The organism is Phenylobacterium zucineum HLK1, assembly GCF_000017265.1.
Classification (GTDB): domain Bacteria; phylum Pseudomonadota; class Alphaproteobacteria; order Caulobacterales; family Caulobacteraceae; genus Phenylobacterium; species Phenylobacterium zucineum.
The window spans coordinates 1,847,064-1,871,454 of record NC_011144.1; the positions used below are offsets into that span (position 1 = coordinate 1,847,064).

General features: G+C 70.4%; 26 protein-coding genes and 1 tRNA gene. 8 read left to right on the top strand and 19 right to left on the bottom strand.

Features of this window, described 5'->3' with window-relative positions:
* Positions 1-114 precede the first annotated feature (114 nt).
* Positions 115-1,911, bottom strand: coding sequence for a single-stranded-DNA-specific exonuclease RecJ (gene recJ, locus PHZ_RS09060; RefSeq protein ID WP_012522194.1), 1,797 nt, complete (start codon positions 1,909-1,911; stop codon positions 115-117).
* 182 nt (positions 1,912-2,093) lie between these two features.
* Here recJ and PHZ_RS09065 point away from each other — a divergent pair, with 182 nt between their 5' ends.
* A complete protein-coding gene (locus PHZ_RS09065; RefSeq protein WP_012520421.1) occupies positions 2,094-3,122 on the top strand; it encodes an IS110 family RNA-guided transposase in 1,029 nt (342 codons plus the stop codon).
* Positions 3,123-3,402: 280 nt separating this feature from the next.
* Here PHZ_RS09065 and glpX read toward each other — a convergent pair whose 3' ends face one another.
* The 4 genes from glpX to PHZ_RS09085 form a co-directional block, all read right to left on the bottom strand.
* On the bottom strand, positions 3,403-4,356 hold the full coding sequence (gene glpX / locus PHZ_RS09070; RefSeq protein ID WP_012522195.1) for a class II fructose-bisphosphatase: 954 nt from the start codon (positions 4,354-4,356) through the stop codon (positions 3,403-3,405).
* Positions 4,357-4,402: 46 nt separating this feature from the next.
* Positions 4,403-5,692 (bottom strand): homoserine dehydrogenase, encoded by a 1,290-nt coding sequence (locus PHZ_RS09075; protein ID WP_012522196.1) that lies wholly within the window; start codon positions 5,690-5,692, stop codon positions 4,403-4,405.
* Positions 5,689-6,909: an LL-diaminopimelate aminotransferase gene (locus PHZ_RS09080; protein WP_012522197.1), complete on the bottom strand. Its 1,221-nt coding sequence runs from the start codon at positions 6,907-6,909 to the stop codon at positions 5,689-5,691. Before PHZ_RS09080 ends, PHZ_RS09075 begins: the two co-directional genes overlap by 4 nt.
* A gap of 126 nt (positions 6,910-7,035) precedes the next feature.
* Positions 7,036-7,488, bottom strand: coding sequence for a hypothetical protein (locus PHZ_RS09085; RefSeq protein WP_012522198.1), 453 nt, complete (start codon positions 7,486-7,488; stop codon positions 7,036-7,038).
* 66 nt (positions 7,489-7,554) lie between these two features.
* Between PHZ_RS09085 and phaC the strand changes: the two genes are divergently transcribed.
* The 4 genes from phaC (at position 7,555) to PHZ_RS09105 (ending at position 11,213) form a co-directional block, all read left to right on the top strand.
* Positions 7,555-9,408: a class I poly(R)-hydroxyalkanoic acid synthase gene (gene phaC, locus PHZ_RS09090; RefSeq protein WP_012522199.1), complete on the top strand. Its 1,854-nt coding sequence runs from the start codon at positions 7,555-7,557 to the stop codon at positions 9,406-9,408.
* Between the two features lie 114 nt (positions 9,409-9,522).
* A complete protein-coding gene (locus PHZ_RS09095) occupies positions 9,523-9,849 on the top strand; it encodes a PadR family transcriptional regulator (protein WP_012522200.1) in 327 nt (108 codons plus the stop codon).
* Entirely contained in the window at positions 9,846-10,412 is a 567-nt protein-coding gene (locus tag PHZ_RS09100) for a DUF1700 domain-containing protein (protein WP_012522201.1), read from the top strand. Before PHZ_RS09095 ends, PHZ_RS09100 begins: the two co-directional genes overlap by 4 nt.
* Positions 10,413-10,424: 12 nt before the next feature.
* Entirely contained in the window at positions 10,425-11,213 is a 789-nt protein-coding gene (locus PHZ_RS09105) for a GIN domain-containing protein (protein ID WP_012522202.1), read from the top strand.
* 85 nt (positions 11,214-11,298) lie between these two features.
* On the opposite strand, the gene msrB is transcribed toward PHZ_RS09105, so the two are convergent.
* From msrB to PHZ_RS09130, 5 genes are all read right to left on the bottom strand, one after another.
* Positions 11,299-11,790 carry a peptide-methionine (R)-S-oxide reductase MsrB gene (gene msrB / locus PHZ_RS09110; protein WP_012522203.1) on the bottom strand — a complete coding sequence of 164 codons (492 nt, stop codon included), beginning with the start codon at positions 11,788-11,790 and terminating at the stop codon, positions 11,299-11,301.
* Between the two features lie 39 nt (positions 11,791-11,829).
* On the bottom strand, positions 11,830-12,810 hold the full coding sequence (argC, locus tag PHZ_RS09115) for an N-acetyl-gamma-glutamyl-phosphate reductase (RefSeq protein ID WP_012522204.1): 981 nt from the start codon (positions 12,808-12,810) through the stop codon (positions 11,830-11,832).
* Between the two features lie 79 nt (positions 12,811-12,889).
* The gene (rpsI, locus tag PHZ_RS09120) at positions 12,890-13,375 is read right to left on the bottom strand and encodes a 30S ribosomal protein S9 (protein WP_012522205.1); all 486 of its coding nucleotides are present in this window, start codon (positions 13,373-13,375) and stop codon (positions 12,890-12,892) included.
* Positions 13,375-13,848, bottom strand: a complete 474-nt coding sequence (gene rplM / locus PHZ_RS09125; RefSeq protein WP_083771018.1) for a 50S ribosomal protein L13 — start codon at positions 13,846-13,848, stop codon at positions 13,375-13,377. The genes rpsI and rplM overlap by 1 nt, the downstream gene beginning before the upstream one ends.
* 180 nt (positions 13,849-14,028) lie before the next feature.
* The gene (locus PHZ_RS09130) at positions 14,029-15,060 is read right to left on the bottom strand and encodes a COX15/CtaA family protein (RefSeq protein ID WP_041373388.1); all 1,032 of its coding nucleotides are present in this window, start codon (positions 15,058-15,060) and stop codon (positions 14,029-14,031) included.
* A 90-nt stretch (positions 15,061-15,150) separates the two neighbouring features.
* On the opposite strand from PHZ_RS09130, the gene PHZ_RS09135 reads away from it, so the two are divergent.
* Positions 15,151-15,348, top strand: a complete 198-nt coding sequence (locus tag PHZ_RS09135; RefSeq protein ID WP_012522208.1) for a DUF2842 domain-containing protein — start codon at positions 15,151-15,153, stop codon at positions 15,346-15,348.
* Positions 15,349-15,408: 60 nt separating this feature from the next.
* Positions 15,409-15,485: transfer RNA gene (locus PHZ_RS09140), tRNA-Pro, on the top strand.
* 71 nt (positions 15,486-15,556) lie between these two features.
* On the opposite strand, the gene PHZ_RS09145 is transcribed toward PHZ_RS09140, so the two are convergent.
* The 8 genes from PHZ_RS09145 to PHZ_RS09180 all read right to left on the bottom strand — a co-directional run bounded on the left by PHZ_RS09145 (position 15,557) and on the right by PHZ_RS09180 (position 21,458).
* Positions 15,557-16,105: a DUF4142 domain-containing protein gene (locus tag PHZ_RS09145; protein ID WP_049758190.1), complete on the bottom strand. Its 549-nt coding sequence runs from the start codon at positions 16,103-16,105 to the stop codon at positions 15,557-15,559.
* Positions 16,106-16,116: 11 nt separating this feature from the next.
* Positions 16,117-17,397, bottom strand: a complete 1,281-nt coding sequence (locus tag PHZ_RS09150; RefSeq protein WP_012522209.1) for a hypothetical protein — start codon at positions 17,395-17,397, stop codon at positions 16,117-16,119.
* Between the two features lie 85 nt (positions 17,398-17,482).
* Positions 17,483-17,884: a MerR family transcriptional regulator gene (locus PHZ_RS09155; protein ID WP_012522210.1), complete on the bottom strand. Its 402-nt coding sequence runs from the start codon at positions 17,882-17,884 to the stop codon at positions 17,483-17,485.
* A gap of 14 nt (positions 17,885-17,898) precedes the next feature.
* The gene (locus PHZ_RS09160; RefSeq protein ID WP_012522211.1) at positions 17,899-18,201 is read right to left on the bottom strand and encodes an integration host factor subunit alpha; all 303 of its coding nucleotides are present in this window, start codon (positions 18,199-18,201) and stop codon (positions 17,899-17,901) included.
* 96 nt (positions 18,202-18,297) lie between these two features.
* The gene (locus tag PHZ_RS09165; RefSeq protein ID WP_012522212.1) at positions 18,298-19,278 is read right to left on the bottom strand and encodes a beta-ketoacyl-ACP synthase III; all 981 of its coding nucleotides are present in this window, start codon (positions 19,276-19,278) and stop codon (positions 18,298-18,300) included.
* Positions 19,279-20,331: a phosphate acyltransferase PlsX gene (gene plsX, locus PHZ_RS09170; protein WP_012522213.1), complete on the bottom strand. Its 1,053-nt coding sequence runs from the start codon at positions 20,329-20,331 to the stop codon at positions 19,279-19,281.
* Between the two features lie 84 nt (positions 20,332-20,415).
* Complete coding sequence (locus tag PHZ_RS09175; RefSeq protein ID WP_012522214.1) at positions 20,416-20,937, bottom strand: YceD family protein; 522 nt, start codon at positions 20,935-20,937, stop codon at positions 20,416-20,418.
* Positions 20,934-21,458 carry a ubiquinol-cytochrome C chaperone family protein gene (locus tag PHZ_RS09180; protein WP_012522215.1) on the bottom strand — a complete coding sequence of 175 codons (525 nt, stop codon included), beginning with the start codon at positions 21,456-21,458 and terminating at the stop codon, positions 20,934-20,936. The genes PHZ_RS09175 and PHZ_RS09180 overlap by 4 nt, the downstream gene beginning before the upstream one ends.
* Positions 21,459-21,567: 109 nt before the next feature.
* Here PHZ_RS09180 and PHZ_RS09185 point away from each other — a divergent pair, with 109 nt between their 5' ends.
* Positions 21,568-22,062 (top strand): outer membrane protein assembly factor BamE, encoded by a 495-nt coding sequence (locus PHZ_RS09185; protein WP_041373389.1) that lies wholly within the window; start codon positions 21,568-21,570, stop codon positions 22,060-22,062.
* 128 nt (positions 22,063-22,190) lie between these two features.
* On the opposite strand, the gene PHZ_RS09190 is transcribed toward PHZ_RS09185, so the two are convergent.
* Complete coding sequence (locus PHZ_RS09190) at positions 22,191-24,311, bottom strand: sodium-translocating pyrophosphatase (RefSeq protein ID WP_012522217.1); 2,121 nt, start codon at positions 24,309-24,311, stop codon at positions 22,191-22,193.
* Between the last annotated feature and the right edge of the window lie 80 nt (positions 24,312-24,391).

The window sequence follows — 24,391 nt, forward strand, 5'->3', positions numbered from 1 at the left end:
CTCTATATCCGCCCTCCCCAACCCTTGCAAGGCCCACCGGACGAATTTCTCCGGAGCGGCGTTCGGCGAAGGCGCAGGCGGCTTTTCCAGGGCCGGAGAGGCCCCGCGGACGCCTCAGTCGAGGACCGCCCGGGGGTCGGCGACGTCCTCGATCTCGAGCTCCACGCCCTCGCGGCCCTGCCAGTCGTCGGGCTTCAGGCGGCCGGCCACGTGGACCGCCCCGCCTTCCTGCAGCAGCCGTCGGCCGGCCTCGGTGTCGGCCATGCGCCAGGCCACCGCCTTGAGCTTCCCGCCCGACGAATCGGTGAGCGTGCAACGGACATGGCCGCCCTTCAGCGCCATCGGCCGTTCGATCCGCATGTCGGCGGCCGCGAAGGTCGGCTCGGGGTTGCCGGGGCCGAACGGCGCCAGCCGCTGGAAGTCGCGCCAGAGCGCCCGGTCGCAGCCGCGGGCGGTCACCAGGGCGTCGATCTCCAGGCCGTCCTCGGCGGCGGCCTGGGCCTGCTCGTCGGCCAGGCGGGCGTTGAGGAAGTCCCGCAGCTCGGGGATCGCATCGGGCCGCACGGACAGCCCCGCGGCCATGGCGTGGCCTCCGCCGGCCAGCAGCAGGCCTTCCTCGAACGCCGCCTGCACCGCGCGGCCGAGGTTCACCCCCGGCTGCGAGCGGCCCGAGCCCTTGCCGACGTTGGCGGCCCGGTCGATCCCAACGACGATGCACGGCTTGCGGTAGCGTTCGCGCAGGCGCCCGGCGACGATGCCGATCACCCCCGGATGCCAGTCGTCCTGCGCCACCAGCAGGCACGGCGCGTCGGCGGCGTTGCTCTCCTGCTCGATGTGGCGGATGGCGGCCTCCATCACCTGGGCCTCCACCTCCTTGCGCGAGGCGTTCAGGCCGTCCAGCTCGGCGGCCAGGGCCGCGGCCTCGTCAGGATCGTCGGTGGAGAGCAGGCGCGCGCCCAGGTCCGAGCGCCCGATGCGCCCGCCGGCGTTGATCCGCGGGCCCAGCAGGAAGCCCACGTGGAAGGTCGAGGCCGCCCCCTGCCCTTTGGCCACCTGCATCAGGGCGGCCAGGCCCGGGTTCTTCCAGCCGGACATCACCTTCAGCCCCTGGGCCGCCAGGGCGCGGTTGAACCCCGTCAGGCGGGTGACGTCGCAGATGGCGCCCATGGCGGCGAGGTCGAGCCAGGCGCGGAGGTCGGGCTCGGGCGCGAGGCCGCGGCGGCGCGCCTCGCGGTTCAGAGCCGCGAGCAGGACGAAGGTGACGCCCGCGGCGGCCAGGTGGCCCTGGCCCGAGACGCAGTCCGGGCGGTTCGGGTTGACCAGCGCGGCGATGGGCGGGATCTCGCCCGGCCGCATCAGGTGGTGGTCGATCACCACCACGGGCAGGCCGATCTCGCCCGCACAGGCCAGGGCGTCGTGCGCGGCTGCGCCGCAGTCCACGGTGACCACCAGCTCGGCGCCCTCGTCCTTCAGGCGGCGGAAGGCGGCTGGCGACGGGCCGTAGCCCTCGGTCAGCCGGTCGGGGACGTAGATGGCGATCTCCAGGCCCATGGCCCGGAACCAGCGCACGAGCAGCGCCGCCGAGGAGGCGCCGTCCACGTCGTAGTCGGCGAAGACCACGATCCGGCGCCTGTTCTCCAGGGCGTCCACCAGGATCTCGGCCGCCCGATCCATGTCGGAGAAGCAGGACGGGTCGGGGAACAGCGCCTTCAGCGTCGGATTGAGGAAGGTTTCCCCTTCCCCCTCCCCCACGCCGCGGGACGCCAAGGCGCGGGCCAGGGGCTCGGACAATCCCAGCGAGAGCTGGTGGCGCCGGGTCAGGTCCGGGCACGCGGCGCGCTCGCGCCACCGCCGGCCCGAGAGCGAGCGGGTGACGCCGAGATATCCGGGGTGGCTGGAGCCGTCCGCCAAGTTCGAGAGCCCTCCGAAGGCGCACTATCGGGCGGCCGGCCGTGAGTCGCCAGCCGCCTGACCGTCGCAGCTACATCGGGCCTGCGTCCAAAGCAGATGGGGTGGATGGCTCCCGCTCACGGCATCTGAGTGCCAGACTTGTGGAAGTTGTCGAACAACCACGAGCGAAGGGAGCCACCCAGATGGAGATTACAACGATCGGCCTGGATCTCGCCAAGAGCGTTTTTCAGGTTCACGCGGTTGACGCCGAGGGGAAGGTCATCGTCCGCAAAGCTCTTCGACGAGCCCAGGTTCTGCCGTTCTTCAAGACCGCGCCGCCCTGCCTGGTGGGGATCGAGGCCTGCGGCACGTCGCACCATTGGGCGCGCGAGCTGAGGCGGCTCGGCCACGAGGTGCGGCTGATGCCGCCGGCTTACGTGAAACCCTACGTGAAGCGCGGCAAGACCGACGCCAACGACGCCGAGGCGATCTGCGAGGCGGTGACGCGGCCGACGATGCGGTTCGTGGCGATCAAGTCCGAGCAGCAGCAGGCGGCCCTGGCGCTGCACCGGACCCGAGATCTGCTGGTCAAGCAGCGCACCCAGCTGGTCAACATGATCCGCGGCCTCCTGGCTGAGTTTGGGATCGAGATGGCGCGCGGCCTGCATCATGCCCTCGACCTAGCCGCACGGGTTGCTCAAGGCGCTGCGCCGGACGTGCCCGAGCTGGCGGCGCGAGTCATCACCGGCCTGGCGGGCCAGATCGGCGATCTGCAGGTCCGTCTCACGGCGCTGGAGAAGGAGCTGCTGACCTGGCATCGGACAAACGAGCTGTCTCAGCGCCTCAGCACCATCCCTGGCGTCGGCCTGATCTCGGCCACGGCGCTTGCCGCCTCAGTCACCGACGCCAGCCGCTTCCGCTCCGGGCGGCAGTTTGCGGCCTCGCTTGGCCTAACACCGCTGCAGAACTCCAGCGGCGGCAAGGAGCGGATGGGGAGGATCTCACGGATGGGCGATCGATATCTGAGACGCCTGCTGGTCGTCGGCATGACCTCGCTCGTGCGCCGTGCACGAACAAGACCGGACTCGGTCGACCCGCGCATCGCTGCGATGCTGGCGCGCAAACCCGCTCGCGTGGTGACGGTGGCCGCGGCCAATCGCACCGCCCGTGTCGCCTGGTCGATCATGGCCCGCGGCGGCGTCTACCGCGCGCCTCAGGGCGTGACCGCCTGACAGATTAGCTGATCGTCGACGACCAGCTTCCGGAGGTTGCGAGCGCGATGTGAAGTGATGGCGAACCGGTCAGACCGGGAGCTGGGACACCCCGCGTAGTGTCCAAGGCGTCGAAGCCTGCAAAGCAGAGTGGGACCCAGCTTGCGGACACCATCAGGGCCAGCAGTCCTTGAAACGACTGCATCAACAGGCCGGACACAAGACTGCACCCGACCCAGCCGCCAAAACATCAAATCGAGCCTTGCAACGCGGGAGCCATCCACACAGGACGCAAGGACCCTCAGGTCGGACGCTTCATCCGCAGTTCGCGCACCGTCTGGCTCGCCGAGTCCATGACGATGGTGTGGGTGTGGACGAAGCCGCCCTGGAAGCGCACGCCGTCCAGCAGGGCGCCCTTGGTCACGCCGGTCGCGGCGAAGATCGCATCGGCGCGGACCATCTCGTGCAGGTCGTACTTCTTGTCGAGGTCGGTGATCCCCACCCGCGCGGCGCGGGCGCGCTCGTCGGCGTTGCGGAACACGAGCCGGCCCTGGAACTGGCCGCCGACGCACTTCAGGGCCGCGCAGGCCAGCACGCCTTCGGGCGCCCCGCCCTGGCCCAGGTAGAGGTCGACGCCGGTCTCGGGATCGGCGGTGTTCATCACGCCGGCCACGTCGCCGTCGGTGATGAGATGGATGCGCGCGCCCACCGAACGGACCGAGGCGATGATCTCGGCGTGGCGGGGACGGTCGAGGACGCAGACCGTGATCTCCTCGGCGCCGACGCCCTTGGCCTTGGCCAGCGCCTGGACGTTGTCGGCGGGCGAGGCGTCCAGGTCGATGATCCCGGCGGGGTAGCCCGGACCGCAGGCGATCTTGTCCATGTAGGTGTCGGGGGCGTTCAGCAGCGTGCCCTTGGGCGCCCAGGCCATCACGGCCAGCGCGTTGGCCATCGCCTTGGCCGTCAGGGTGGTGCCTTCCAGCGGATCGAGGGCGATGTCGATCTTCGCGCCCTTCCCGCGGCCCACCTTCTCGCCGATGTAGAGCATCGGCGCCTCGTCGCGCTCGCCCTCGCCGATGACGATCTCGCCCTCGATGTCGAGGTCGTTCAGCGCCGTGCGCATGGCGTCGACGGCGGCCTGGTCGGCGGCCTTCTCGTCCCCGCGGCCGGCCAGCTTCCAGGCGGCGATGGCGGCGATCTCGGTCACCCGGGCCGCGTCCAGCACCAGACCGCGGTCAAGACCTTGCGAACTCATTCCTATGCGTCTCCAGCCCCGCGCCCTCGGCGCGTCAGTCTCAATGTCAGATGCGCGCGATGCGCAACATCCTGGGTTTGTCCAGCACGGCGGAAAGCCCTGCGATGCGCTCGATCGCGGCGGCGAGCACCGATTCCGCTACAGCGTGGGTTGTCAGAACGATCGGAACCCCGTCCGCGTTCTCCACCGGCTTCTGCAGGAAGCTCTCGATCGACACGCCCGCCTCGGCCAGGGTCTCGGACACGGCGGCGATCACCCCCGGCTCGTCCTTCACCAGGAAGCGGACATAGGCGCGGCTGAGGCTGCGCGAGGGGTCCACCGGCTCGAACGGGCGCAGCGTGCCGGCCGGCGCCTGGAACACGGGGCGCACGGCCCCCGCCATGACGTCGGCGATGTCGGCGGCGACGGCCGCCGCGGTCGGGCCCGCGCCGGCGCCCGGGCCCTGGACGAAGATCCGCCCGACCCGCGCGCCCTCGATGAACAGCGCGTTCAGCGCCCCGCCCGCCTGGGCCAGCGGATGGTTCAGCGGCGCGAGCGAGGGATGCACCCGCACCAGCACGCCCTCCTCGGAACGGTCGGCCGAGGCGACCAGCTTGATCCGGTAGCCGAGGTCCTTGGCCATGCGGATGTCGAGCAGCTCGACCTGCGCGATGCCCTCCACCTCGGCGGCGGCGTAGTTCGGCGCGCAGCCGAACGCCAGGGCGGCCAGGATGCTGATCTTGTGGGCGGCGTCGAAGCCGCCGATGTCCATGGTGGGGTCGGCCTCGGCGTAGCCCAGCCGCTGGGCCTCGGCCAGCACCTCGGCGAACGAGCGGCCCGAGGCCTCCATCTCGGTCAGGATGTAGTTGCAGGTGCCGTTGAGGATGCCGGCCACCGACTTGATGTCGTCGCCGACCAGGGCCTCGCGGACCATCTTCACCGCCGGCGTGCCGCCCATGACGGCGGCCTCGAACAGCAGCGGCGCGCCCTTGGATTCGGCCAGGGCGGCGAGTTCTGCGCCATGCTCGGCGACCAGGGCCTTGTTGGCCGTGACCACCGGCTTGCCGGCGGCGAGCGCCGCCTCGACCGCGGCCTTGGCGGGCCCGTCCGAGCCGCCGATCAGCTCGACGAAGATGTCGGTCTCGGGCGACTGGGCCAGGGCGACGGGGTCGTCGAACCACGGCAGGTTCGAGATGTCGAACGGCCGCGGGCGCGAGCGCGAGCGGGCCGAGACGCCGCTGACCACCGCCCGGCCGCCCGCGGGGGCGAAGCCGGGATGCTCGGCCAGGAACGTCAGCAGCCCCGCGCCTACGGTGCCCAGGCCCGCGACTCCGATGCGCCAGGTCCTGTCCGTCATTGCGCCGCCATGGTGTTGTGGGCCCGCCCGAGGATCTCGTCCGCGTTGGCCAGGAACTTCTTCACGTTGCGGGCCGCCTGGCGGATCCGCTGCTCGTTCTCCACGAGGCCGATGCGCACATAGCCCTCGCCGTACTCGCCGAAGGCGATGCCCGGGGCGACGGCGACGCCGGCTTCCTCGACCAGGAGCTTGGAGAACAGCATGGAGCCGGCTTCCTTATATTGCTCCGGCAGCGGCGCCCAGGCGAACATCGAGGCCGGCGGCGCGGGGATGTCCCAGCCGGCGCGGCGCATGGACTCCACCAGGCAGTCCCGGCGGCCCTTGTAGATCTGGCGGATCTCCTCGACGCAGTCCTGCGGCCCGTTCAGCGCCGCGGCGGCGGCCACCTGGATGGGCGTGTAGGCGCCGTAGTCGAGGTACGACTTCACCCGCGCGAGCGCCGCGCACATCCGCTCGTTGCCCACCACCATGCCCACACGCCAGCCGGCCATGGCGTAGGTCTTGGACAGCGAGTTGACCTCGACGGCGATGTCCTTCGCGCCCTCGACCTGCAGGATCGACGGCGGCGGGTTGTTCTCGAAGTAGATCTCGGAATAGGCGATGTCCGACAGTACGAGCATGTCGTGCTTCTTCGCCAGCGAGATGACCTCGCGGTAGAAGTCGAGGTCCACCCACTGGGCGGTCGGGTTCGACGGGTAGCTGACGATCAGCACGCTCGGCGGCGGGGCCGAGTGCTTCACCGCCCGGCTGATGCCCGACAGGTATTCCTCGGGGCTGCCGGCCGGCACGTGGCGGATCACCCCGCCGGCCATGATGAAGCCGTAGGCGTGGATCGGATAGGCCGGGTTCGGGCAGACGATCACGTCGCCGGGGGCGGTCAGCGCCTGGGCGAGGTTGGCGAAGCCCTCCTTCGAGCCCAGGGTGGCGATCACCTCGGTGTCGGGGTTCAGCTTCACGCCGAAGCGGCGGCCGTAATAGCCGGCCATGGCCTTGCGCAGGCCGGGAATGCCCTTCGAGGCCGAATAGCGGCCGGCCTTGGGGTGCCGGGCCGTCTCGATCAGCTTCTCGACGATGTGCTTGGGGGTCGGCATGTCGGGATTGCCCATGCCGAAATCGATGATGTCGACGCCCTGGCCGCGCAGGCGGGCCTTGATGCGGTTGACCTCCTCGAAGACGTAGGGAGGGAGGCGTCGGATCCGGTGGAACTCGGGGGTCATGTTCAGGGAGCTCTCGCCGCGCTTGCCCGGCGCGGCCTCAAGGTGAGCTGAGGGTCAGGCATCGATAGACTCCGGGCCGGAGTCCGCCAAGCCGGGTTTCTGTGATTTTGCGCCTCCGACCGCGCCTCAGCGGGGCGGAGGCGGGGTAGCTCGCTCCCGGAGCTCGCGGGCGAAGGCGTCCGAATCCCGGTCGGTCGCCGGCTCCAGCTCGGGGCCCGCGTCGCGCCGGGCGCGGTCGGCGAAGGCCTGGGTGTCGCCGAGCGTCCAGGTTTCGGGCGCCGTCTCGGCGATCAGCCGCGCGCCGGCCGCCTTCACGGCCTCGGCCTCGCGACCGTAGAGCCCCACGGGACGCAGGTCGGTGGGCGGGGCCGGGATCTCGGAGAACCTGGGATAGTCCCGGTTCGTGCGGGTCAGGCGCGCCACGTCGGCCGCCACCGGCGAGGCCGGATCGACCTTGGCGTCCACCAGGGGATTGCCGATGCAGCCGGTCAGCACGAGGCCGGCCGCGCCGACCGCCAGGAGCTTGGCGGCGTTACGGGCGTTCCGAAAAGGCGGGCGCGGCGCATTCATCTCTGTCACGCTCTTATGCGATGATCGCCAAAGGCGGAAGAGCGTGCGATCTCTTTCGGCGACGAGGAAACGCGGATGAGCGAACAGACCCTTCCGAAGGGCGCCAAGGGCAAGACAGCCAAGCCGGCCCAGAAGCCGCCGCTCCCCGAGGAGCCCCTCGCCGCCATCGACCCCTCGCCCGCCTCCGCCGGACCCGCCGCGCCGGCCTTCGACGCCGCCCAGGGCGCCATCGCCGAGATGGCGCTGCGCCAGGCCGACCGCCCGTCCGGCCTCTCCCCCGACCCGTTCCACGTGGCCCCCGCCCTGACCGAGGTGATGGGCCGCCTGGCCGCCCAGCCCGACCGGCTGATGCGCGCCCAGGCCGACCTCTTCGCGCGCTATCTCGAGCTCTGGCAGTCGGCCGCCCGGCGGATGGCCGGCGAGACCGTCGAGCCGGTGGCCCAGCCCGCCAAGGGCGACAAGCGCTTCGCCGACCCCGACTGGACCGAGAATCCGGTCTTCGACATCATCAAGCAGTCGTACCTGCTCACCTCGGGCTGGCTGAACGGCCTCGTCGCCGACGTGGAAGGCGTCGACCCGATGGAGAAGCGCCGGGTCGAGTTCTTCATGAAGATGCTCACCGACGCCTTCTCGCCGTCGAACTTCCTGGCCTCCAACCCGGCGGCGCTGAAGGAGGTGATGGCCACCCACGGCGAGAGTCTGGTGCGGGGGATGGAGAATTTCGCCGCCGACTTGCAGCGCGGCGGCGGCCAGCTCTCGATCGCCCAGACCGACTACGACCGGTTCCGGATCGGAGAGAACGTGGCGACGGCGCCTGGAAAGGTCGTCTTCCGCAACGATATCATCGAGTTGATCCAGTATTCTCCCGCGACGGAGCAGGTCTTCGAGATCCCGCTGGTGATCTTCCCGCCCTGGATCAACAAGTTCTACATCCTCGACCTGCGGCCGGAGAACTCGATGATCCGCTGGCTGGTCGGCCAGGGGATCACGGTCTTCGTCGCCTCCTGGGTCAATCCCACGCCCGAGCTCTCCACGCGCACCTTCGAGGACTACATGCGCGAGGGGATCTACGCCGGCGCCGCCGCGGCCATGGAGCAGTGCGGCACGCCGCACGTGAACGCGGTCGGCTACTGCATCGGCGGCACCCTGCTCTCGGCCGCCCTCGCCCACATGGCCGCCAAGGGCGTACAGCCGGTCGCCTCGGCCACCTTCTTCGCGGCCCAGCAGGATTTCTCCGAGGCCGGCGACCTCCTGCTGTTCACCAACGAGAACTGGCTGAAGACGCTCGAGCAGAAGATGGACGAGGGCGGCGGCGTGCTCTCGGGCCAGGCCATGGCCGACACCTTCAACGCCCTGCGCGCCAACGACCTGATCTGGTCGTTCTTCGTGAACAACTACCTGCTTGGCAAGGAGCCCAAGCCGTTCGACCTGCTGTTCTGGAACTCGGACCAGACACGCATGCCGAAGACCCTGCACCTCTTCTACCTGCGCAAGTTCTACGGCGAGAACGCGCTGGCGAAGGGCGAGCTCGTGCTGGACGGGGTCAAGCTGAACCTCGGCGACGTGAAGGTCCCGGTCTATGTCCAGTCCTCGAGGGAGGACCACATCGCCCCGGCCCGCTCGGTGTTCAAGGGCGCCCGGCTGTTCGGCGGCCCGGTGACCTTCACCCTGGCCGGCTCGGGCCACATCGCCGGGGTCATCAACGCTCCGGCGGCCAACAAGTACCAGCACTGGACGTGCGACCGCCTGCCCGGGACTCTCGAGGAATGGCAGGCCGAGGCCAAGGAGGCGCCCGGCTCGTGGTGGCCGCACTGGGCCGAGTGGCTGAAGGCCCGCTCAGGCAAGATGGTCCCGGCCCGCGATCCGGCGAACGGCAAGCTCAAGCCGATCTGCGACGCCCCCGGGGAGTACGTGAAGGTCCGCAGCTAGGCGCTCCGACGCCCTTCCCGGCGGCGCCGTAACGTACGTTACTAACGTTTAATGCACGCTACCTTGCGTCGCACGCTACCTGTCGGTACACCAGAGCTCGGAAGGAGCTCCGTCGTGCCGGAAGCCATCGAAATCCAGCTGAAGAAGGGGGCGCTCGAACTCTGCGTTCTGGCCCTGCTGCATCAGCACGACAGCTACGCCTACGAGATCGCCAGCCGCCTGTCCGACACCATCGGCATGGGCGAAGGCACCATCTATCCGCTGATGCGGCGGCTGCAGTCGGACGGGCTCGTCGAGACCTACCTCATCGAGAGCTCGTCGGGACCGCCGCGCAAGTACTACCGGCTGACCGAGGCCGGGAAGCGCAGCTTCGCTTCGCAGCAGGCGGCCTGGAAGTCGTTCTCCGGGGCCGTCGACGACATCCTTGGAGGGGCGCAATGACACGCCAGGCTTTCATCGCCCGGCTGCGGGAGGGCCTGCGCGGCCTGCCCCCGCAGGCGGTGGCCGATATCGTCGCCGACTACGAGACCCACTTCACCGAGGGCGAGGCCGCCGGCCGCACCGAGGCCGAGGTGGCCGCGGCCCTGGGCGACCCTGACCGGCTGGCCCGGGAACTGCGGGCCGAGGCCACCCTCGCCCGCTGGCGCGAGGAGCGCAGCCCCTCGTCGGCCGCGGCGGCGATCTTCGCCGTGCTGGGCCTGGGCGCGATCGACATCCTCATCCTGCTGCCGATCCTCATGGGGATCGGCGGGGCGCTGTTCGGTCTCTACATCGCCGCCATCGCGGGCTTCTTCGCCGGCGGGGTGGTGTTCGCCGCCGCGCCGTTCGTCGATCCGCCCGGCGGACCGGTGGCCGGCGTCCTGGCCGGCATCGGCATCATGGCCGGATCGGCCTCGGTCGGCGCGGTGCTGACCCTGGTCACGATCGGCCTCATCAACGCGCTCGTCTGGTACGGCCGGCTCCACTACCGCCTGCTGAAGCCGGCGCTCGAGCCCCAGGCCTAAGGAGGAAGGTCCATGATCCGCGTCCTCATCCTGATCGCCGTGTCGGGCTTCGTGCTCGCCCTGGTCACCCTCTCCGCCGCCGTCGCCATCGGCGGGCCGGACGCCATCGCCCGTGGCGGCTGGTACTTCGGCTCCCGCGACTGGGGCTCGCACCATCGCTTCGACTGGGATCCCGAGTTCGACCTCGAGGACGGCCCCGCCCCCGGCCCGCAGGCCACCCGCACCCTGGCCTGGACCGGCGAGCGGACCCTGCGCGTCCGGGTGCCCGCGGAGGTCCGCTACGTCCAGGGCGAAGGCCCCGGCACGGTCACCATCACCGGCCCCTCGCGGACCGTGGAGCGGGTCGTGATCGAGGACGGCGCCATCCGGCTGAACCGCCAGCACTGGATCAACCGGCGCCTGACGATCGTGGTCACCGCCCCCGGCGTCCAGCGCTTCGACCTGGCCGGCGCGACCCGGCTGATCCTCGACGACTACCGCCAGGACGAGCTGACCCTGAACCTATCCGGCGCCTCGGACGTGCGCGCCACGGGCGAGACGGGCGAACTCGACGTCGACATCTCCGGCGCGGGCAACGCCGACCTCGGCCAGCTGAAGACCCGGGACGCGCGGGTCGAGATCTCGGGCGCAGGCCACGCGCGGATCGCGCCCACCGGCCGGGCCGACCTCGAGATCTCCGGCATGGGCAACATCACCCTCGTCACCGAGCCGGCCGAGATCGAGACCGACATCTCGGGCGCCGGGACGATCCAGCGGGCGAAGCCGCAGGTCGAGCCCGCCCAGCCCAAGACCAGGACCTGAGCCTTTCCCCGCAGACTGATCCCCAAGCCAGTTTGCGCTTCCTCGGGCCCGCGCTCCCCCGCGGGCCCGCTTCTTTTGCGCCGCGTCAGGCCGGGACGAACCTCAGCGCCAGGCCGTTGTTGCAGTAGCGCAGCCCCGTCGGCCTGGGCCCGTCGTCGAAGACGTGGCCCTGGTGGCCCAGGCAGCGGGCGCAGTGATACTCGGTGCGGGGAATGCCGATCCGGTAGTCGGTCTTGGTGGCCACCGCGCCCGGCATGGCGCGGTAGAAGCTGGGCCAGCCGGTGCCGCTCTCGAACTTCCAGTCCGACTTGAACAGCGGCAGGCCGCAGCCGGCGCACTGGTACGCGCCCTTGCGCTTCTCACGGTTCAGGGGGCTGGAGCCCGGGCGCTCGGTGTCCTCGTGGCGGAGCACGCGGTAGGCCGGGCCCGGAAGCCTGCGCTTCCACTCGGCGTCGGTGAGCCTGCGGAACGGCGAGTCGGCCCAGGCGTCGGCCGCCCCGGCCGAGCCCGGCGTCACGCCGATGGCGACGAGGGAGGCCCCCAGCAGGAAGCCGCGGCGATCGACATTCGCGCTCATGCCCCGATTACGTGGCCCAGGCGCGTCCGGATGCAAGCGCTACAGGCCCGCGCCTTCGTCGAGGCCCAGCATCAGATTGAGGTTCTGCACCGCCGCTCCCGAGGCGCCCTTCCCCAGGTTGTCGAGGATGGCGACCAGCCGGGCCTGCCCGCGCACCGCCTGGCCGAACACGAACAGGCGCATCCGGTTCGTGCCGTTCAGCGCTTCGGGGTCCAGCGCACGGACATAGCCCGCCGCGCCGGCGCGTTCCTTCTGCAGGGCCAGGCACTCGTCCCAGTCGGCCACCTCGACGAAGGCTTCGCCGGCGTAGGCCCTGACGAGCGCATCGTGCAGGTCGCGCGGCGTGGGCTTGCCGGCGACGGCCCAGAGCTGCAGCGGAACCTCCACCAGCATCCCCTGGGCGTAGCGGCCCACCGAGGGGGCGAACAGCGGGGCGTGGTAGAGGCCGGCGTAGGCCTGCATCTCGGGCAGGTGCTTGTGCGCCAGGGGAAGGCCGTAGGCGCGGAAGGCGTCGTTGGTCCCCTCGGGCGGCGCCTGGCCCTCGAACTCCTCGATCAGCCCCTTGCCGCCTCCGGAGTAGCCGGAGATGGCGTTGACGGTGAACGGGAAGTCGTGCGGCACGAGGCGCGCCTCGACCAGGGGCCGGACGAGGCCGATGAAGCCGGTCGGATAGCAGCCCGGATTGGCCACGCGCTTCGAGGCGCGGATGGCCTCGCGATGGCCGGGCGCCAGCTCGGGGAAGCCGTAGGTCCAGCCCGGCGCCACGCGGTGCGCGGTCGAGGCGTCCACCACGCGGACCTTGTCCGAGGTGATCATCGCCACGGCTTCCTTCGCCGCATCGTCCGGCAGGCACAGCACGACGGCGTCGGCGGCGTTCAGCAGCTCGGCCCGGGCGGCCGGGTCCTTGCGGCGCGCCGGGTCGATCGAGAGCAGCGTAAGGTCGCGGCGGCCTTCCAGCCGCTGGCGGATCTGCAGGCCGGTCGTGCCGGCCTCGCCGTCGATGAACACTGTGTGGGCCATGTGCGGCTCCGGATAAGAGAAGGGGCGCTCCGGTCTCCCGAAGCGCCCCGTCCGTAAACGCGAACTTGCTCGCGCGCGGTTAGCGCTTCGAGAACTGGAAGCTGCGGCGGGCCTTGGCCTTGCCGTACTTCTTCCGCTCGACGACGCGCGGGTCGCGGGTCAGGAAGCCGTGCGGCTTCAGGACGGCGCGCAGGCCCGGCTCGTAGTAGGTCAGCGCCTTGGCGATGCCGTGGCGCACGGCGCCGGCCTGACCGGACAGGCCCGAGCCTTCCACGGTCACGTCGACGTCGAACTGGCCGAGGCGGTCGGCGACCTGCAGCGGCTGGGCGATCATCATCCGCAGCACCGGGCGGGCGAAGTAGACCTCCTGGTCGCGGCCGTTGATGGTGACCTTGCCCTTGCCGGGCTTGATCCACACGCGGGCGACGGCGTTCTTCCGCTTGCCGGTGGCGTAGGCGCGGCCCTGAGCGTCGATCTTGGGTTCGCGGACGACGGCTTCTTCCTGGGTGCCGAGGCCCTTCAGGGCGTCGAAGCCGGTGGCTTCGGTCGTGGTGGCTTCGCTCATTACGCGCTCCGCACGTTCTTGGCGTTCAGCTCGGCGAACGCGATGGTCTCGGGGTTCTGGGCCGCATGCGGATGCTCCTCGCCCGTGTAGATGCGCAGGTGCGTCATCTGCTTGCGGGCCAGCGGGCTTTCCTTGGGCAGCATGCGCTCGACGGCCTTCTCCAGGACCCGCTCGGGGTACTTGCCCTCGAGGATCTGGCCGGCGGTGCGCTGCTTCACGCCGCCCGGATGGCCGGTGTGCCAGTAGAAGATCTTGTCCGACAGCTTCTTGCCGGTGAACTTCACCTTGTCGGCGTTCACGACGACGACGAAGTCGCCGCAGTCGACGTGCGGGGTGTAGTCGGGCCGATGCTTGCCGCGAAGACGCATGGCGATGAACGACGCGAGACGGCCGACGACGGCGTCCTTGGCGTCGATCACGATCCACTTCTTCTCGACCTCGGCGGGCTTCAGCGAAGCCGTCGTAGCCTTCAACATGGTGCGATCCGTATGAACTTGGGCAGGAGCGCGAACGTGCGCTCCCGACGTGAGGCGCGGCATATGCCGGGGGAAACGCCGGCTGTCAACACTCCCGGTTTGCGAGTGCGCGGAAGAAAAGCCGTTAATTCAATAACTTAACGTATGCGGTAGCGAGATACCGCGATTTTCTGCGCCTCAGACCCGCCGCACGCGCCAGGCGAACGCCGTCGCGAGCGCCAGGACCACCGCCGCGGCGACCTGGTGGGCGATGCCGAGCGCCAGCGGGACCTGGGCCATCAGGGTCGCCACCCCCAGGCAGGCCTGCAGGACCACGGCGGCGGCGACGCCGACCGCCAGCAGCTTGGAATCCCGCGCCAGATAGTTCGAGCGCCAGGCCGACCAGCCGACGGCGATCGCCACCCCGGTCAGCAGGTAGGCGGCGAGACGGTGATGCAGCTGCACCGCCCCCTGGCTATGGGCCAGCGTCCCCCACAGGGTGGTGGCGGCGTAGTCCTCGGGCACGAGCCGCCCGTTCATCAGCGGAAAGTCGTTGTAGACGAGCCCCGCGTGGTTGCCCGCGACCAGGGCGCCCAGCAGGATCTGGACGTAGATCAGCGCCATCAGCCAGGCGGCGCGCCGGCCCCAGGGGCTGGGCAGCGTCTGCCGCGCCCCGCCCGACCAGGCGTCCAGCGCCGTCCAGACCAGGGCGGCCAGCAGGGCGAAGGCGAGTCCCAGGTGGACCATCAGCCGCTCGGGCGCGACATAGACCCGCTCCGACAGGCCGCTCGCCACCATCCACCAGCCGACCACTCCCTGCAGCGCCCCCAGCAGGAAGATGCCGGCGAGCCGCAGGAACAGCCGCTTCGGGATCTCGCGACGGATCGCGAACCAGACGAAGGGGACGAAGAAGACGAGGCCGGTCAGCCGCCCCAGGAACCGGTGTCCCCATTCCCACCAGTAGATCTCCTGGAACTGCGGAAGGCTCATGCCCCGGTTGATCTGCTGGTACTGCGGGATCGCCTGGTAGCGGGCGAACTCGGCCTGCCAGGCCGCATCGCTCAGCGGCGGGATGACCCCCGTCACCGGCTTCCATTCGGTGATCGACAGGCCCGAGCCCGTCAGCCGGGTCGCCCCGCCCACCACCACCATGGCGAGGACCAGGAAGGCCACCCCCCACAGCCAGACGGCGACGGACTTGGAACGGTCGGAACGCAGGAATGAAGTCATGGGCACGCGGTGGCGCAGCTTGGGGGCCGAACTTGGGCGCCGTGTTTATCGGTCTTACGCGACGAGCGCGACCCCGCTATCACCGGCCTCATGTCCGCGCGCGTCCGCAAACTCATCGGCCTCTTCGCCATCCTGGGGTTCCTGGCGCTCTATGTCGTGGCCGCCGTGTTCGTCGGCGAGCGCATTCCCGAGCGCTGGTGGGCCCAGCTGCCCTACTACGCCGTCGTCGGCTTCTGCTGGTGGCTGCCGCTCGCGCCCTTGTTTCGCTGGATGAGCCGCGGGCGGTGATTTCGGGATTGCCGCGCGAGCGCGAGCCCGCCTATAAGGCCCGCCTCGCCGACCGGCCGGCGGAGCGTAGCGCAGCCTGGTAGCGCACTTGACTGGGGGTCAAGGGGTCGTGGGTTCGAATCCCGCCGCTCCGACCATCGGCCGGCGGCGAGCAATCTCCCGCAGATGAGATGAAGACGACGGCGGCCCCGTCAGGCCGCCGCCGGGCTCAGTGGACGCCGATGCGTCCCAGGGCCTTGAGGTGCCGCTCGACCATCGGCAGGCCGCCCAGGGCCACGGAACGGAGCTGCGGATTGTCGCCGTGCTCGGCGTAGCCCTTGTGCAGCGCCACGGTCTCCTGGTGGGCCATCCGCTGCTGGTCGAGGTACATCTTGTCGAAGTCGTCGTCGGGCGCGTCCTGCAGGTGCTTCAGCATCCCGGCGCGGCGGTCGTCGAGCTCCATCGTCGGGGCGGCGCCCGGCAGGGCGTCGGTCACCTCGCGGCTGCGCAGGGCCGAACGCATCTGGTGCATGGCCGTGGTGTGGTGCTCGACCATCATCTCGCCGAACATCCGCACGTCGTCCGAGCGCGCCCGCTGCATGGCCAGGCGTCCGGCCTCGACTTCGTAGAGGTCGCCCATGCAGGCGTTGGCGATGAAGGCCTCGGTGTTGTGCGAGCCGGCGGTGGAGGCCGAGGCCATGCCGACCATCCCGCCCACCATGTCCTGGGCCTTGTCGGCGAGCCCCTTCAGGCCGCCGCGTTCCTTGTCGTCGGACATCCTCGCCTCCTTCACGCGATCCGGGCCACGCCGTCGCCGGCGCCGGCCCGCCAGTAGCCGAGCTCGGCGTGCGGTCCCTCGGTGCGGAGCGGCGCCACGGGATGCTCGCCCTCGGGCTCGAAACGGTATTCGCCGCCGAACTCCTCGCGGTGGCGCTCGATGACCTGCTCGCTCGGCGCGCCGCCGGCGTTCACCTGGGCCTGGTAGGCGAAGTAGCGGTGCCCCTCGGGCAGCTCCTCGACCGGAAGGAATTCGGAGTCCCAGGCGGTCAGGTCGACCTGCCGCGAGACGACTTCGCGCAGATAGGCCTTGTTCTCCTCGAAAGTCATGGGCGCCTCGTAGCCGGCCCCGATCAGCTCGGCGGCGTCCTTGCCCTCGACCTCCTCCAGCGCCCGGGCGGCGATCCGCAGGTGCTCGATCTCCATGGACAGGTGCAGCTCCCACAGCGCCTTGATGCGCGGGTCGACCTCGGTCTCGAAGCAGGACCAGTAGAGCCAGCACTCGTGGTTCTCGTGCAGCACCCAGTTGGTCAGCCAGCTCACCGTGGGGTCGAGGCAGGACTCGTAGTGGCTGACGTGCTGCTCCTCGATCTGGGCGATCTCCAGGTAGAGCGCGCGGGCCAGGGGGTCGGTGGGCCGGTTCCCGACGGTCATGTAGTAGTTCATCGTCTGCTGCTCGGCAGAGACCAGCGTCATGGCGTTCAGGATCGACTGCCGGTGGGCCGCCTGGACCGTCATCGGCCGGCGGATGTCGTCGCGCGGGTCGCGGTGCTCGAAGATGGTCGGGCGGCCGGGCGTGATCTCGGTGTAGTCGCCGGTGATCTCCTCGGCCCGGCGGCCGTTGCCCATCAGGTCCATGAGGTTGGCGTAGCGGTAGAGGTGGTCGAAGTCCTCCAGCAGGCCGAACTCGTAGACCTGCTTCAGGTAGGGGTCGGGCTCATGGCGGGCGAGCCAGGCGGTCAGGTCCACCGCCACCTGCTCATAGCCGATGGTCACCTCGATGGCGTTCTCCTGCTTCTCGCCGGGGATCAGCCAGTTCACCGCCTTCTGCTGCTGCTGCTCGACGCGGCGCACGCGCTGCAGCCGCTGCTTCATCTCCACGTCGGCGAGGTTGCGGTTGAAGTTGTGCGAGAACATCGCCGCCTCGACCTCGACGCCGTTCATCAGGATGACCCGGCAGCGGGTGTAGGGGTGGACGTCGCGGGTGTCGTAGGGCTGGACGTTCAGCTCGGACCAGTTGCGAAGCTGACGTTCGAGCGGAATGCCGCGCTCGTTGAGCGGGTTGAATGCCATGGCGATCTCCCTGGGATGACCCCAAGGCAAACCGGCCGGGCGGCTTCACGGTTGCGTTCCGCGCGATGACTTAAAGTTGCAGAGCTTAGCCTTTGAGCAGGTCGTCCAGGCGACGCTTGGCGGCCTCGAGATCGCGCAGGGCGGTCAACAGGGCGTCGGTGTCGCCGCGGGCCGCGGGTGACCCGGCCGACGGCGCGGGCGGCGCGGCGGCGGACATACCCTCCCCCGCCGCGACGAGGCGCTTCAGCCCCTGCTCGCGGTGCAGCTTCTGGACGCCCTTGATGGTGTAGCCTTCGTCGTGCAGCAGGCGGCGCACCCCGCGCAGCACGGCGATGTCGGCGGGTCGGTAGAACCGCCGCCCGCCCGCCCGTTTCATGGGCCGGATGAAGGCGAACTTGGTCTCCCAGAACCGCAGGACATGCTGCGGCACGTTCAGCTCTTCGGCCGCTTCCGAGATGGTGCGGAAGGCGTCCGGGCCCTTGGCCACGGCCTAAGGCGCCCTCACCGCGACAGCGCCTGGTCGACCCGCGCCTTCATCACCTGCGAGGCGCGGAAGCCGATCACGCGGCGCGGTTCGATGGCGGCGGGCTCGCCGGTCTTGGGATTGCGGCCCATGCGGGCGCGCTTGGAGCGGACCTGGAAGACGCCGAAGCCCGAGAGCTTCACCTGCTCGCCCCGCTCGAGGGCCTGGCACATCAGTTCGAGGACCCGTTCGACGAGTTCCGCGCAGTCCTGGCGGGTGAGGCCCACCTGCTCGTGGACCGCCTCGCAGAGGTCGGCCCGGGTGACCGTCGCCCCCTTCATCCTTGCGCTGACCCCCGACGAGACATCGTTCATGGACCTTGATTGTCCTATCGGCTCAAAGACTTCAAGTCACGCTTTGCGGGCGGTGGTTAAGCGCTAGAGGCGCAGGACGCACGCCCCCCAGGTCAGGCCGCCGCCCATCGCCTCCAGAAGCAGCAGCTGCCCCGGCTTGATTCGCCCGTCCTGCACGCCTTGGTCGAGCGCCAGCGGGATCGAGGCCGCCGAGGTGTTGGCGTGCTCGGCCACGGTCGAGATGACCTTGGTCTCGTCGATGCCCAGGCGCCTGGCGACGCCCTCCAGGATGCGCTGGTTGGCCTGGTGCGGGATGAACCAGTCCACGGCCGAGACCTCGACGCCGGCGTCGGCGGCCGCGGCGACCACCGCCTCGGAGATGTTCACCACCGCGTGGCGGAAGACCTGGTTGCCCTGCATCCGCAGGTAGCCCGTCGTGCGGGTCGTGGAGACGCCGCCGTCCACGTAGAGCAGGTCCTGCTTGGTCCCGTCGGCGCGCAGGGCGAAGCCCAGGAGTCCGCGGTCGGCGACCGCCCCCTCGCCCTCGCCCGGCTCCAGCACGACCGCCCCGGCGCCGTCGCCGAACAGCACGCAGGTGCCCCGGTCGGTCCAGTCCATCAGGCGGGTCATGCACTCGGCGCCGATGACCAGTGCGCACTTGGCCCGGCGGCGGGCCACGAAGCCGTCGGCCACGGAGAGCGCGTAGACGAAGCCCGAGCAGACCGCCTGCACGTCAAAGGCGATGCCGACAGGCGCGCCCAGCTTGCGCTGGACGATGGCGGCGGTGGCCGGGAAGGTCAGGTCGGGCGTGGTGGTGGCCACCACAATGAGGTCGACGTCGTCGGGCGATCGGCCCGCGGCGGCCAGGGCGCGCCGGGCGGCCTCGACGGCCAGGTCGGAGACCGGCTGGTCGTCCTCGGCCTGGCGGCGCTGGCGGATGCCGGTCCGCTCGCGGATCCACTCGTCGGAGGTCTCGACGATCTTGGCCAGGTCGTCGTTCGTGACGATCCGTTCCGGCAGATAGCCGCCGACGCCGGTGACGACGCTACGCAGGACCTTGGGCACTCAGGCGGCTCCATCGGCAGGCGAAGGCGCCGCAGGGGAAAGCGCGGCGGGAAGCCGCCTCATATTCCGTTCGATCTCCGAGGCAAACCCGCTTTGCGCCACATCGGCGGCCGCGCGGATGGCCTTGGCGAACTCGCGGTCGCCTGCGCCGCCGTGGCACTTGAGCACCAAGCCGTTCAGGCCCAGCAGGGGCGCGGCCGGCGGCGGGCTCATCCGCTCGCGGAAGCGCAGCAACGAGGGTCGGGCCAGCAGCGCGCCGAGGCTGGAGAACGGACCGGCGGTCAGGGCCGCGCGCAGCTCGCCGTACATGAACCGGGCGGCGCCCTCCATGGCCTTCAGCGCCACGTTGCCGGTGAAGCCGTCGGTGACGACCACGTCCACCGAGCCCTTGGTCAGGTCGTCGCCCTCGACGAAGCCGCGGTACTCCAGGTCGAAGCCGCCTTCGCGCAGGATGCGGTTGGCCTCGCGGACCTCCTCGTGGCCCTTCATCTCCTCCGACCCGACGTTCAGCAGGCCGACGGTGGGCTTGGCGACGCCGTGGGCGGCGCGGTGATAGGCCTCGCCCATGATGGCGAACTCGACCAGGCGCTCGGCGTCGCAGTCGACGTTGGCGCCGACGTCCAGGAAGGTGGTCACCCCCTTGGCGTGGGGGATCGAGGCCACGAGGGCCGGCCGGTCCAGGTCGGCGCTCATGCGCAGGATCAGCTTGGAGATCGCCATCAGGGCGCCGGTGTTGCCGGCCGAGACCGCGACGTGCGCGTCACCCTCGCGGATGGCCTCCACGGCGCCCCACATCGAGGTGCCCTTGCCGCGGCGCAGCGCCTGGGCGGGCTTCTCGTCCATGCCGATGACGCGGTCGGCGTGGCGCACCTCGGTCCGCTCGGCGAGCCCGGCGCAGCGCGCGACCTCGGCGCGCACCGCGGCCTCGTCCCCGTGCAGCAGGAAGCGGACGTGCGGCAGGTCGCGCGCGGCGCGCGCGGCGGCCGGAACCACGACGGACGGTCCGTGATCTCCGCCCATGGCGTCGATCGAAATCACCAGAGATTGGGTCAAGCGGCGCTTTGTCCCTCGGCGGCCTAAGCCGGAATCAACGGGACCATACGCGGCGGCCCCGCATCTGCAAACCTCGCCACCCGGCTAGGAGCCGGGGTCCTTGAGCTTCTTCAGGACCGCGAACGGGGACTCCTCGACGTCCGCCGGCCGGTAGTCGAACTCGGCGCCCGGCTTGCGGGGGAACGGGTCCAGCTCCAGCGACAGGTGCTCGACGACATAGCCGGCCAGATCGATCGAGTCGCCGTCCAGCACGTCGGGCGGATCGTCGGCCTCGAGGTCGAGCTCCATCGCGCCGCTGTCGGCGTCCGGCGCGTTCGGGCTGCCCGCAGGCACGACCCGGGCCAGAATCTCGCCCGACACCGGCTGCTCGAAGGGCTCCAGCGTCACGCCACAGACCTGCTCGACCACGGCGTCGAAGCGTCCGGTGATCTCGGCGCCGTCCAGCCACGGCTTCACGGTCAGCTCGGCGGCGAGCGACGGCAGGCTCCGGAGGCCCAGGCGCCGGGCGATCTCCGTCCGCGCCTCCGCGTCGGGGCCGAGCTCGAGCCGGACGGGCCCGCGCGCCAGCTCATGCAGCTTCAGCGGCTTGCTCCAGTCGCGGTTCACGCCGTCCTCCAGTCCACATGGCCCTCGATGAGCCGCTCCAGCGGATTGGCGGCCAGGGCCTCGCGCTGGGCCAGGACATAGTCGGCGAGTTCGGCCGAGCGATCGGACGCGTCGGCGTAGACGGTGCGGCGCAGGATCGCCTCCAGCGGGCCGCGGTCGGGCAGCGCGTCCAGCGCCGCCTGGTAGTTTTTGCCCCGGCCGTAGAAGGCCTCGCCCAGCTTGCGCATCTTCTTGCCGACGGACAGGTCGCCCACCCCCATCTCGCGCAGGGCGTCGTCGAGGGCCTTCACATAGGCGTCGAACAGGGCCTGGGAGACCTCGGCCGCGCCCTCGCCGTGGCCGCGCAGGCGCTCCAGCAGGAGAACGACGTGCAGGCTGTAGATCTCGAACCGGCCCTCCACCGTGTCCGGCGCGCCGAGGTCGGCGTAGAGCGCCGGCGTGCGCGACTGCTCCACGACCCGCGCGTAGAGCGCGCGGCCGGCGAGCCGGGCGGGCCGGGGCTTGAACAGGCTTCGGAGCATGGACGGCCTCGATTTCGCCCCGGAGGGCGGCTAAAGGGCGGCATTGAACTAAGGGGCCGCCGACGATAGGTCAAAGCCTCTTGCCTTGCAGGTGATTGGAAACCTTCGAATGCTCCGCAGAGCCGCTCCCGCCGCCCTCGCCGTCGGCCTGATCGCCGGGATGGGGCTTTCCGCCTGCGCCCCGATCACGACCTACTCGGGCTTCCAGGCGATCGACGCCAATCCCAAGGACGTCCAGGTCGGGACGGACACCAAGTCGACCGTCCGCGCCAAGCTGGGCTCGCCCTCGGCCACCTCGACGTTCGACCCGAACGTCTGGTTCTACGTCAACCAGGTGAAGCAGCGGGTCGCCTTCCGCAAGCCGCAGGTCACCGCCCGGAACGTGACGGCCATCGTGTTCGACAAGGAGTCCGAGGCCGTCGCCGAGGTGAACAACTACACGCTGAAGGACGGCAAGGTGGTGGCGTTCAACGGGCGCGAGACCCCGACCCGCGGCCGCGAGATGACCATCCTCGAGCAGCTGCTCGGCAGCGTCGGCCGCGCCGGCATGCTGCCGAACGACGACGAGGGCGTGCCCGGCAGCCGCCCCGGCGACCGCCGCTAGGCGGGGCGCGTCCCTTTCGGGCGACCGCCGCCAGGCGCGTCGCCCTCTCCGCTCCCGCGGAGGCGCACAACGAAGAACGCCCCGGAGATCGCTCTCCGGGGCGTCGTCGTTTCGGCTGTCTGCGCCGGTCAGCCCGCGTGGGCCAGGACCGCCAGCAGCAGCAGGGCCACGATGTTCGTGATCTTGATCATCGGGTTCACGGCGGGGCCGGCGGTGTCCTTGTAGGGATCGCCGACGGTGTCGCCCGTGACGGCGGCCTTGTGGGCGTCGGAGCCCTTGCCGCCGTAGTGGCCTTCCTCGATCAGCTTCTTGGCGTTGTCCCAGGCGCCGCCGCCGCTGGTCATCGAGATGGCGACGAAGAGGCCCGTGACGATCACGCCCATCAGCATGGCCCCGAGCGAGGCGAAGGCGTTGGTGTTGCCGGCGATCGCGCGGATCACGAAGAACAGCAGCACCGGCGTGACGACCGGCAGCAGGCTCGGGACGATCATCTCGCGGATGGCCGCCTTGGTCAGGATGTCCACGGCGCGGCCGTACTCGGGCTTCACCTCCCCGGTCATGATCCCGGGGTTCTCCTTGAACTGGCGCCGGACCTCGGCGACGACGGCCTCGGCCGCGCGGCCGACGGCGGTCATCGAGAGGCCGCCGAACAGGAACGGCAGCAGGCCGCCGAACAGCAGGCCGACGACCACGTAGGGGTTCGACAGGTCGAACGCCACGGCGCCCAGGCCCTCGAAGAACGAGCCCGGCGCGGCGTTGGCCGAGAAGAACTTCAGGTCCTCGGTGTAGGCGGCGAAGAGCACCAGGGCGCCCAGGCCGGCCGAGCCGATGGCGTAGCCCTTGGTCACGGCCTTGGTCGTATTGCCCACCGCGTCGAGGGCGTCGGTCGAGACGCGGACCTCCTTGGGAAGCCCGGCCATCTCGGCGATGCCGCCGGCGTTGTCGGTCACCGGGCCGAAGGCGTCGAGGGCGACGATCATGCCGGCCAGCGACAGCATGGCCGTCGTGGCGATGGCGATGCCGAACAGGCCCGCGAGGCTGTAGGTCACCAGGATGCCGATGATGATCGTCAGCGCCGGCAGCGCCGTCGATTCCAGCGACATCGCCAGGCCCTGGATGACGTTCGTGCCGTGGCCCGAGACCGAGGCCTTGGCCACCGACTTCACCGGCCGGAAGCCCGTGCCGGTGTAGTATTCGGTGATCACCACGATGGCGGCGGTCACGAGCAGGCCGACGACGCCGCACCAGAACAGCTCGGTCGCGCCGAAGGTGAAGGCGCCGGCGGTCACGTCGCCGTGCACCAGGTTCTGGGTGACGAACCAGAGGGCCACGATCGAGGTCAGGCCCGTGACGATGAGGCCCTGGTAGAGGGCGCCCATGATGTTCTGCTTCTTGCCGAGACGGACGAAGAAGGTGCCGAGGATCGAGGTGACGATGCAGACGCCGCAGATGGCCAGCGGCAGCAGCATCATGTCGAGCTCGACGCCCGAGCCGCGGAAGAAGATGGCGGCGAGCACCATGGTGGCCACGGTGGTCACGGCGTACGTCTCGAACAGGTCAGCGGCCATGCCGGCGCAGTCGCCGACGTTGTCGCCCACGTTGTCGGCGATGGTCGCGGCGTTGCGCGGGTCATCCTCGGGGATGCCGGCCTCCACCTTGCCCACCATGTCGCCGCCGACGTCGGCGCCCTTGGTGAAGATCCCGCCGCCGAGACGGGCGAAGATCGAGATCAGCGAGGCGCCGAAGCCGAGGGCCACCAGGCTGTCGATCACCACCCGGTCGGTGACGCCGTAGCCCAGCACGTTGGTCAGGACCGCGAAATAGACCGACACGCCCAGCAGGGCGAAGCCGGCCACCAGCATGCCGGTGATCGCGCCCGAGCGGAACGCGAGCGACAGGCCCTTGGCCAGGCTCTCGGAGGCGGCCTGCGCCGTGCGCACGTTGGCGCGAACCGAGATCAGCATGCCGGCGAAGCCCGCCAGGCCCGAGAGCACGGCGCCGATGGCGAAGCCGAGGGCGGCTTCCCAGCCCAGCAGGAAGAAGGCGGCGATCAGGATCACCACGCCGACGATCGCGATGGTGGTGTATTGCCGGTTGAGGTACGCCTGCGCGCCCTCCTGGATGGCGGCGGCGATTTCCTGCATTCGCGCGTTGCCGGGCGAGGCCCGGAGCAGCGCGCTGGACTGGACGATGCCGTATAGCACCGCCAGCAAGCCGGCTGCGATCACCAGCGTAAGCGTTAGACTCATGTCGTGCGCACCCCTTTGCGATTGCGCGGAGGGGCGCCGATCCGGCCGGAAGGGCCCGTCGGCGGCAGCCCACCCCCTGT

What these genes read in the sequence shown, in the direction of transcription:
- PHZ_RS09065 (WP_012520421.1), top strand. Translation starts at nt 2,094, where the DNA reads ATGGAGATTACAACGATCGGCCTGGATCTCGCCAAGAGCGTTTTTCAG.
- glpX (WP_012522195.1), bottom strand. Translation starts at nt 4,356, where the DNA reads ATGAGTTCGCAAGGTCTTGACCGCGGTCTGGTGCTGGACGCGGCCCGG.
- PHZ_RS09075 (WP_012522196.1), bottom strand. Translation starts at nt 5,692, where the DNA reads ATGACGGACAGGACCTGGCGCATCGGAGTCGCGGGCCTGGGCACCGTA.
- PHZ_RS09080 (WP_012522197.1), bottom strand. Translation starts at nt 6,909, where the DNA reads ATGACCCCCGAGTTCCACCGGATCCGACGCCTCCCTCCCTACGTCTTC.
- phaC (WP_012522199.1), top strand. Translation starts at nt 7,555, where the DNA reads ATGAGCGAACAGACCCTTCCGAAGGGCGCCAAGGGCAAGACAGCCAAG.
- PHZ_RS09100 (WP_012522201.1), top strand. Translation starts at nt 9,846, where the DNA reads ATGACACGCCAGGCTTTCATCGCCCGGCTGCGGGAGGGCCTGCGCGGC.
- PHZ_RS09105 (WP_012522202.1), top strand. Translation starts at nt 10,425, where the DNA reads ATGATCCGCGTCCTCATCCTGATCGCCGTGTCGGGCTTCGTGCTCGCC.
- msrB (WP_012522203.1), bottom strand. Translation starts at nt 11,790, where the DNA reads ATGAGCGCGAATGTCGATCGCCGCGGCTTCCTGCTGGGGGCCTCCCTC.
- argC (WP_012522204.1), bottom strand. Translation starts at nt 12,810, where the DNA reads ATGGCCCACACAGTGTTCATCGACGGCGAGGCCGGCACGACCGGCCTG.
- rpsI (WP_012522205.1), bottom strand. Translation starts at nt 13,375, where the DNA reads ATGAGCGAAGCCACCACGACCGAAGCCACCGGCTTCGACGCCCTGAAG.
- PHZ_RS09130 (WP_041373388.1), bottom strand. Translation starts at nt 15,060, where the DNA reads ATGACTTCATTCCTGCGTTCCGACCGTTCCAAGTCCGTCGCCGTCTGG.
- PHZ_RS09135 (WP_012522208.1), top strand. Translation starts at nt 15,151, where the DNA reads ATGTCCGCGCGCGTCCGCAAACTCATCGGCCTCTTCGCCATCCTGGGG.
- PHZ_RS09145 (WP_049758190.1), bottom strand. Translation starts at nt 16,105, where the DNA reads ATGTCCGACGACAAGGAACGCGGCGGCCTGAAGGGGCTCGCCGACAAG.
- PHZ_RS09150 (WP_012522209.1), bottom strand. Translation starts at nt 17,397, where the DNA reads ATGGCATTCAACCCGCTCAACGAGCGCGGCATTCCGCTCGAACGTCAG.
- PHZ_RS09160 (WP_012522211.1), bottom strand. Translation starts at nt 18,201, where the DNA reads ATGAAGGGGGCGACGGTCACCCGGGCCGACCTCTGCGAGGCGGTCCAC.
- PHZ_RS09180 (WP_012522215.1), bottom strand. Translation starts at nt 21,458, where the DNA reads ATGCTCCGAAGCCTGTTCAAGCCCCGGCCCGCCCGGCTCGCCGGCCGC.
- PHZ_RS09185 (WP_041373389.1), top strand. Translation starts at nt 21,568, where the DNA reads ATGCTCCGCAGAGCCGCTCCCGCCGCCCTCGCCGTCGGCCTGATCGCC.
- PHZ_RS09190 (WP_012522217.1), bottom strand. Translation starts at nt 24,311, where the DNA reads ATGAGTCTAACGCTTACGCTGGTGATCGCAGCCGGCTTGCTGGCGGTG.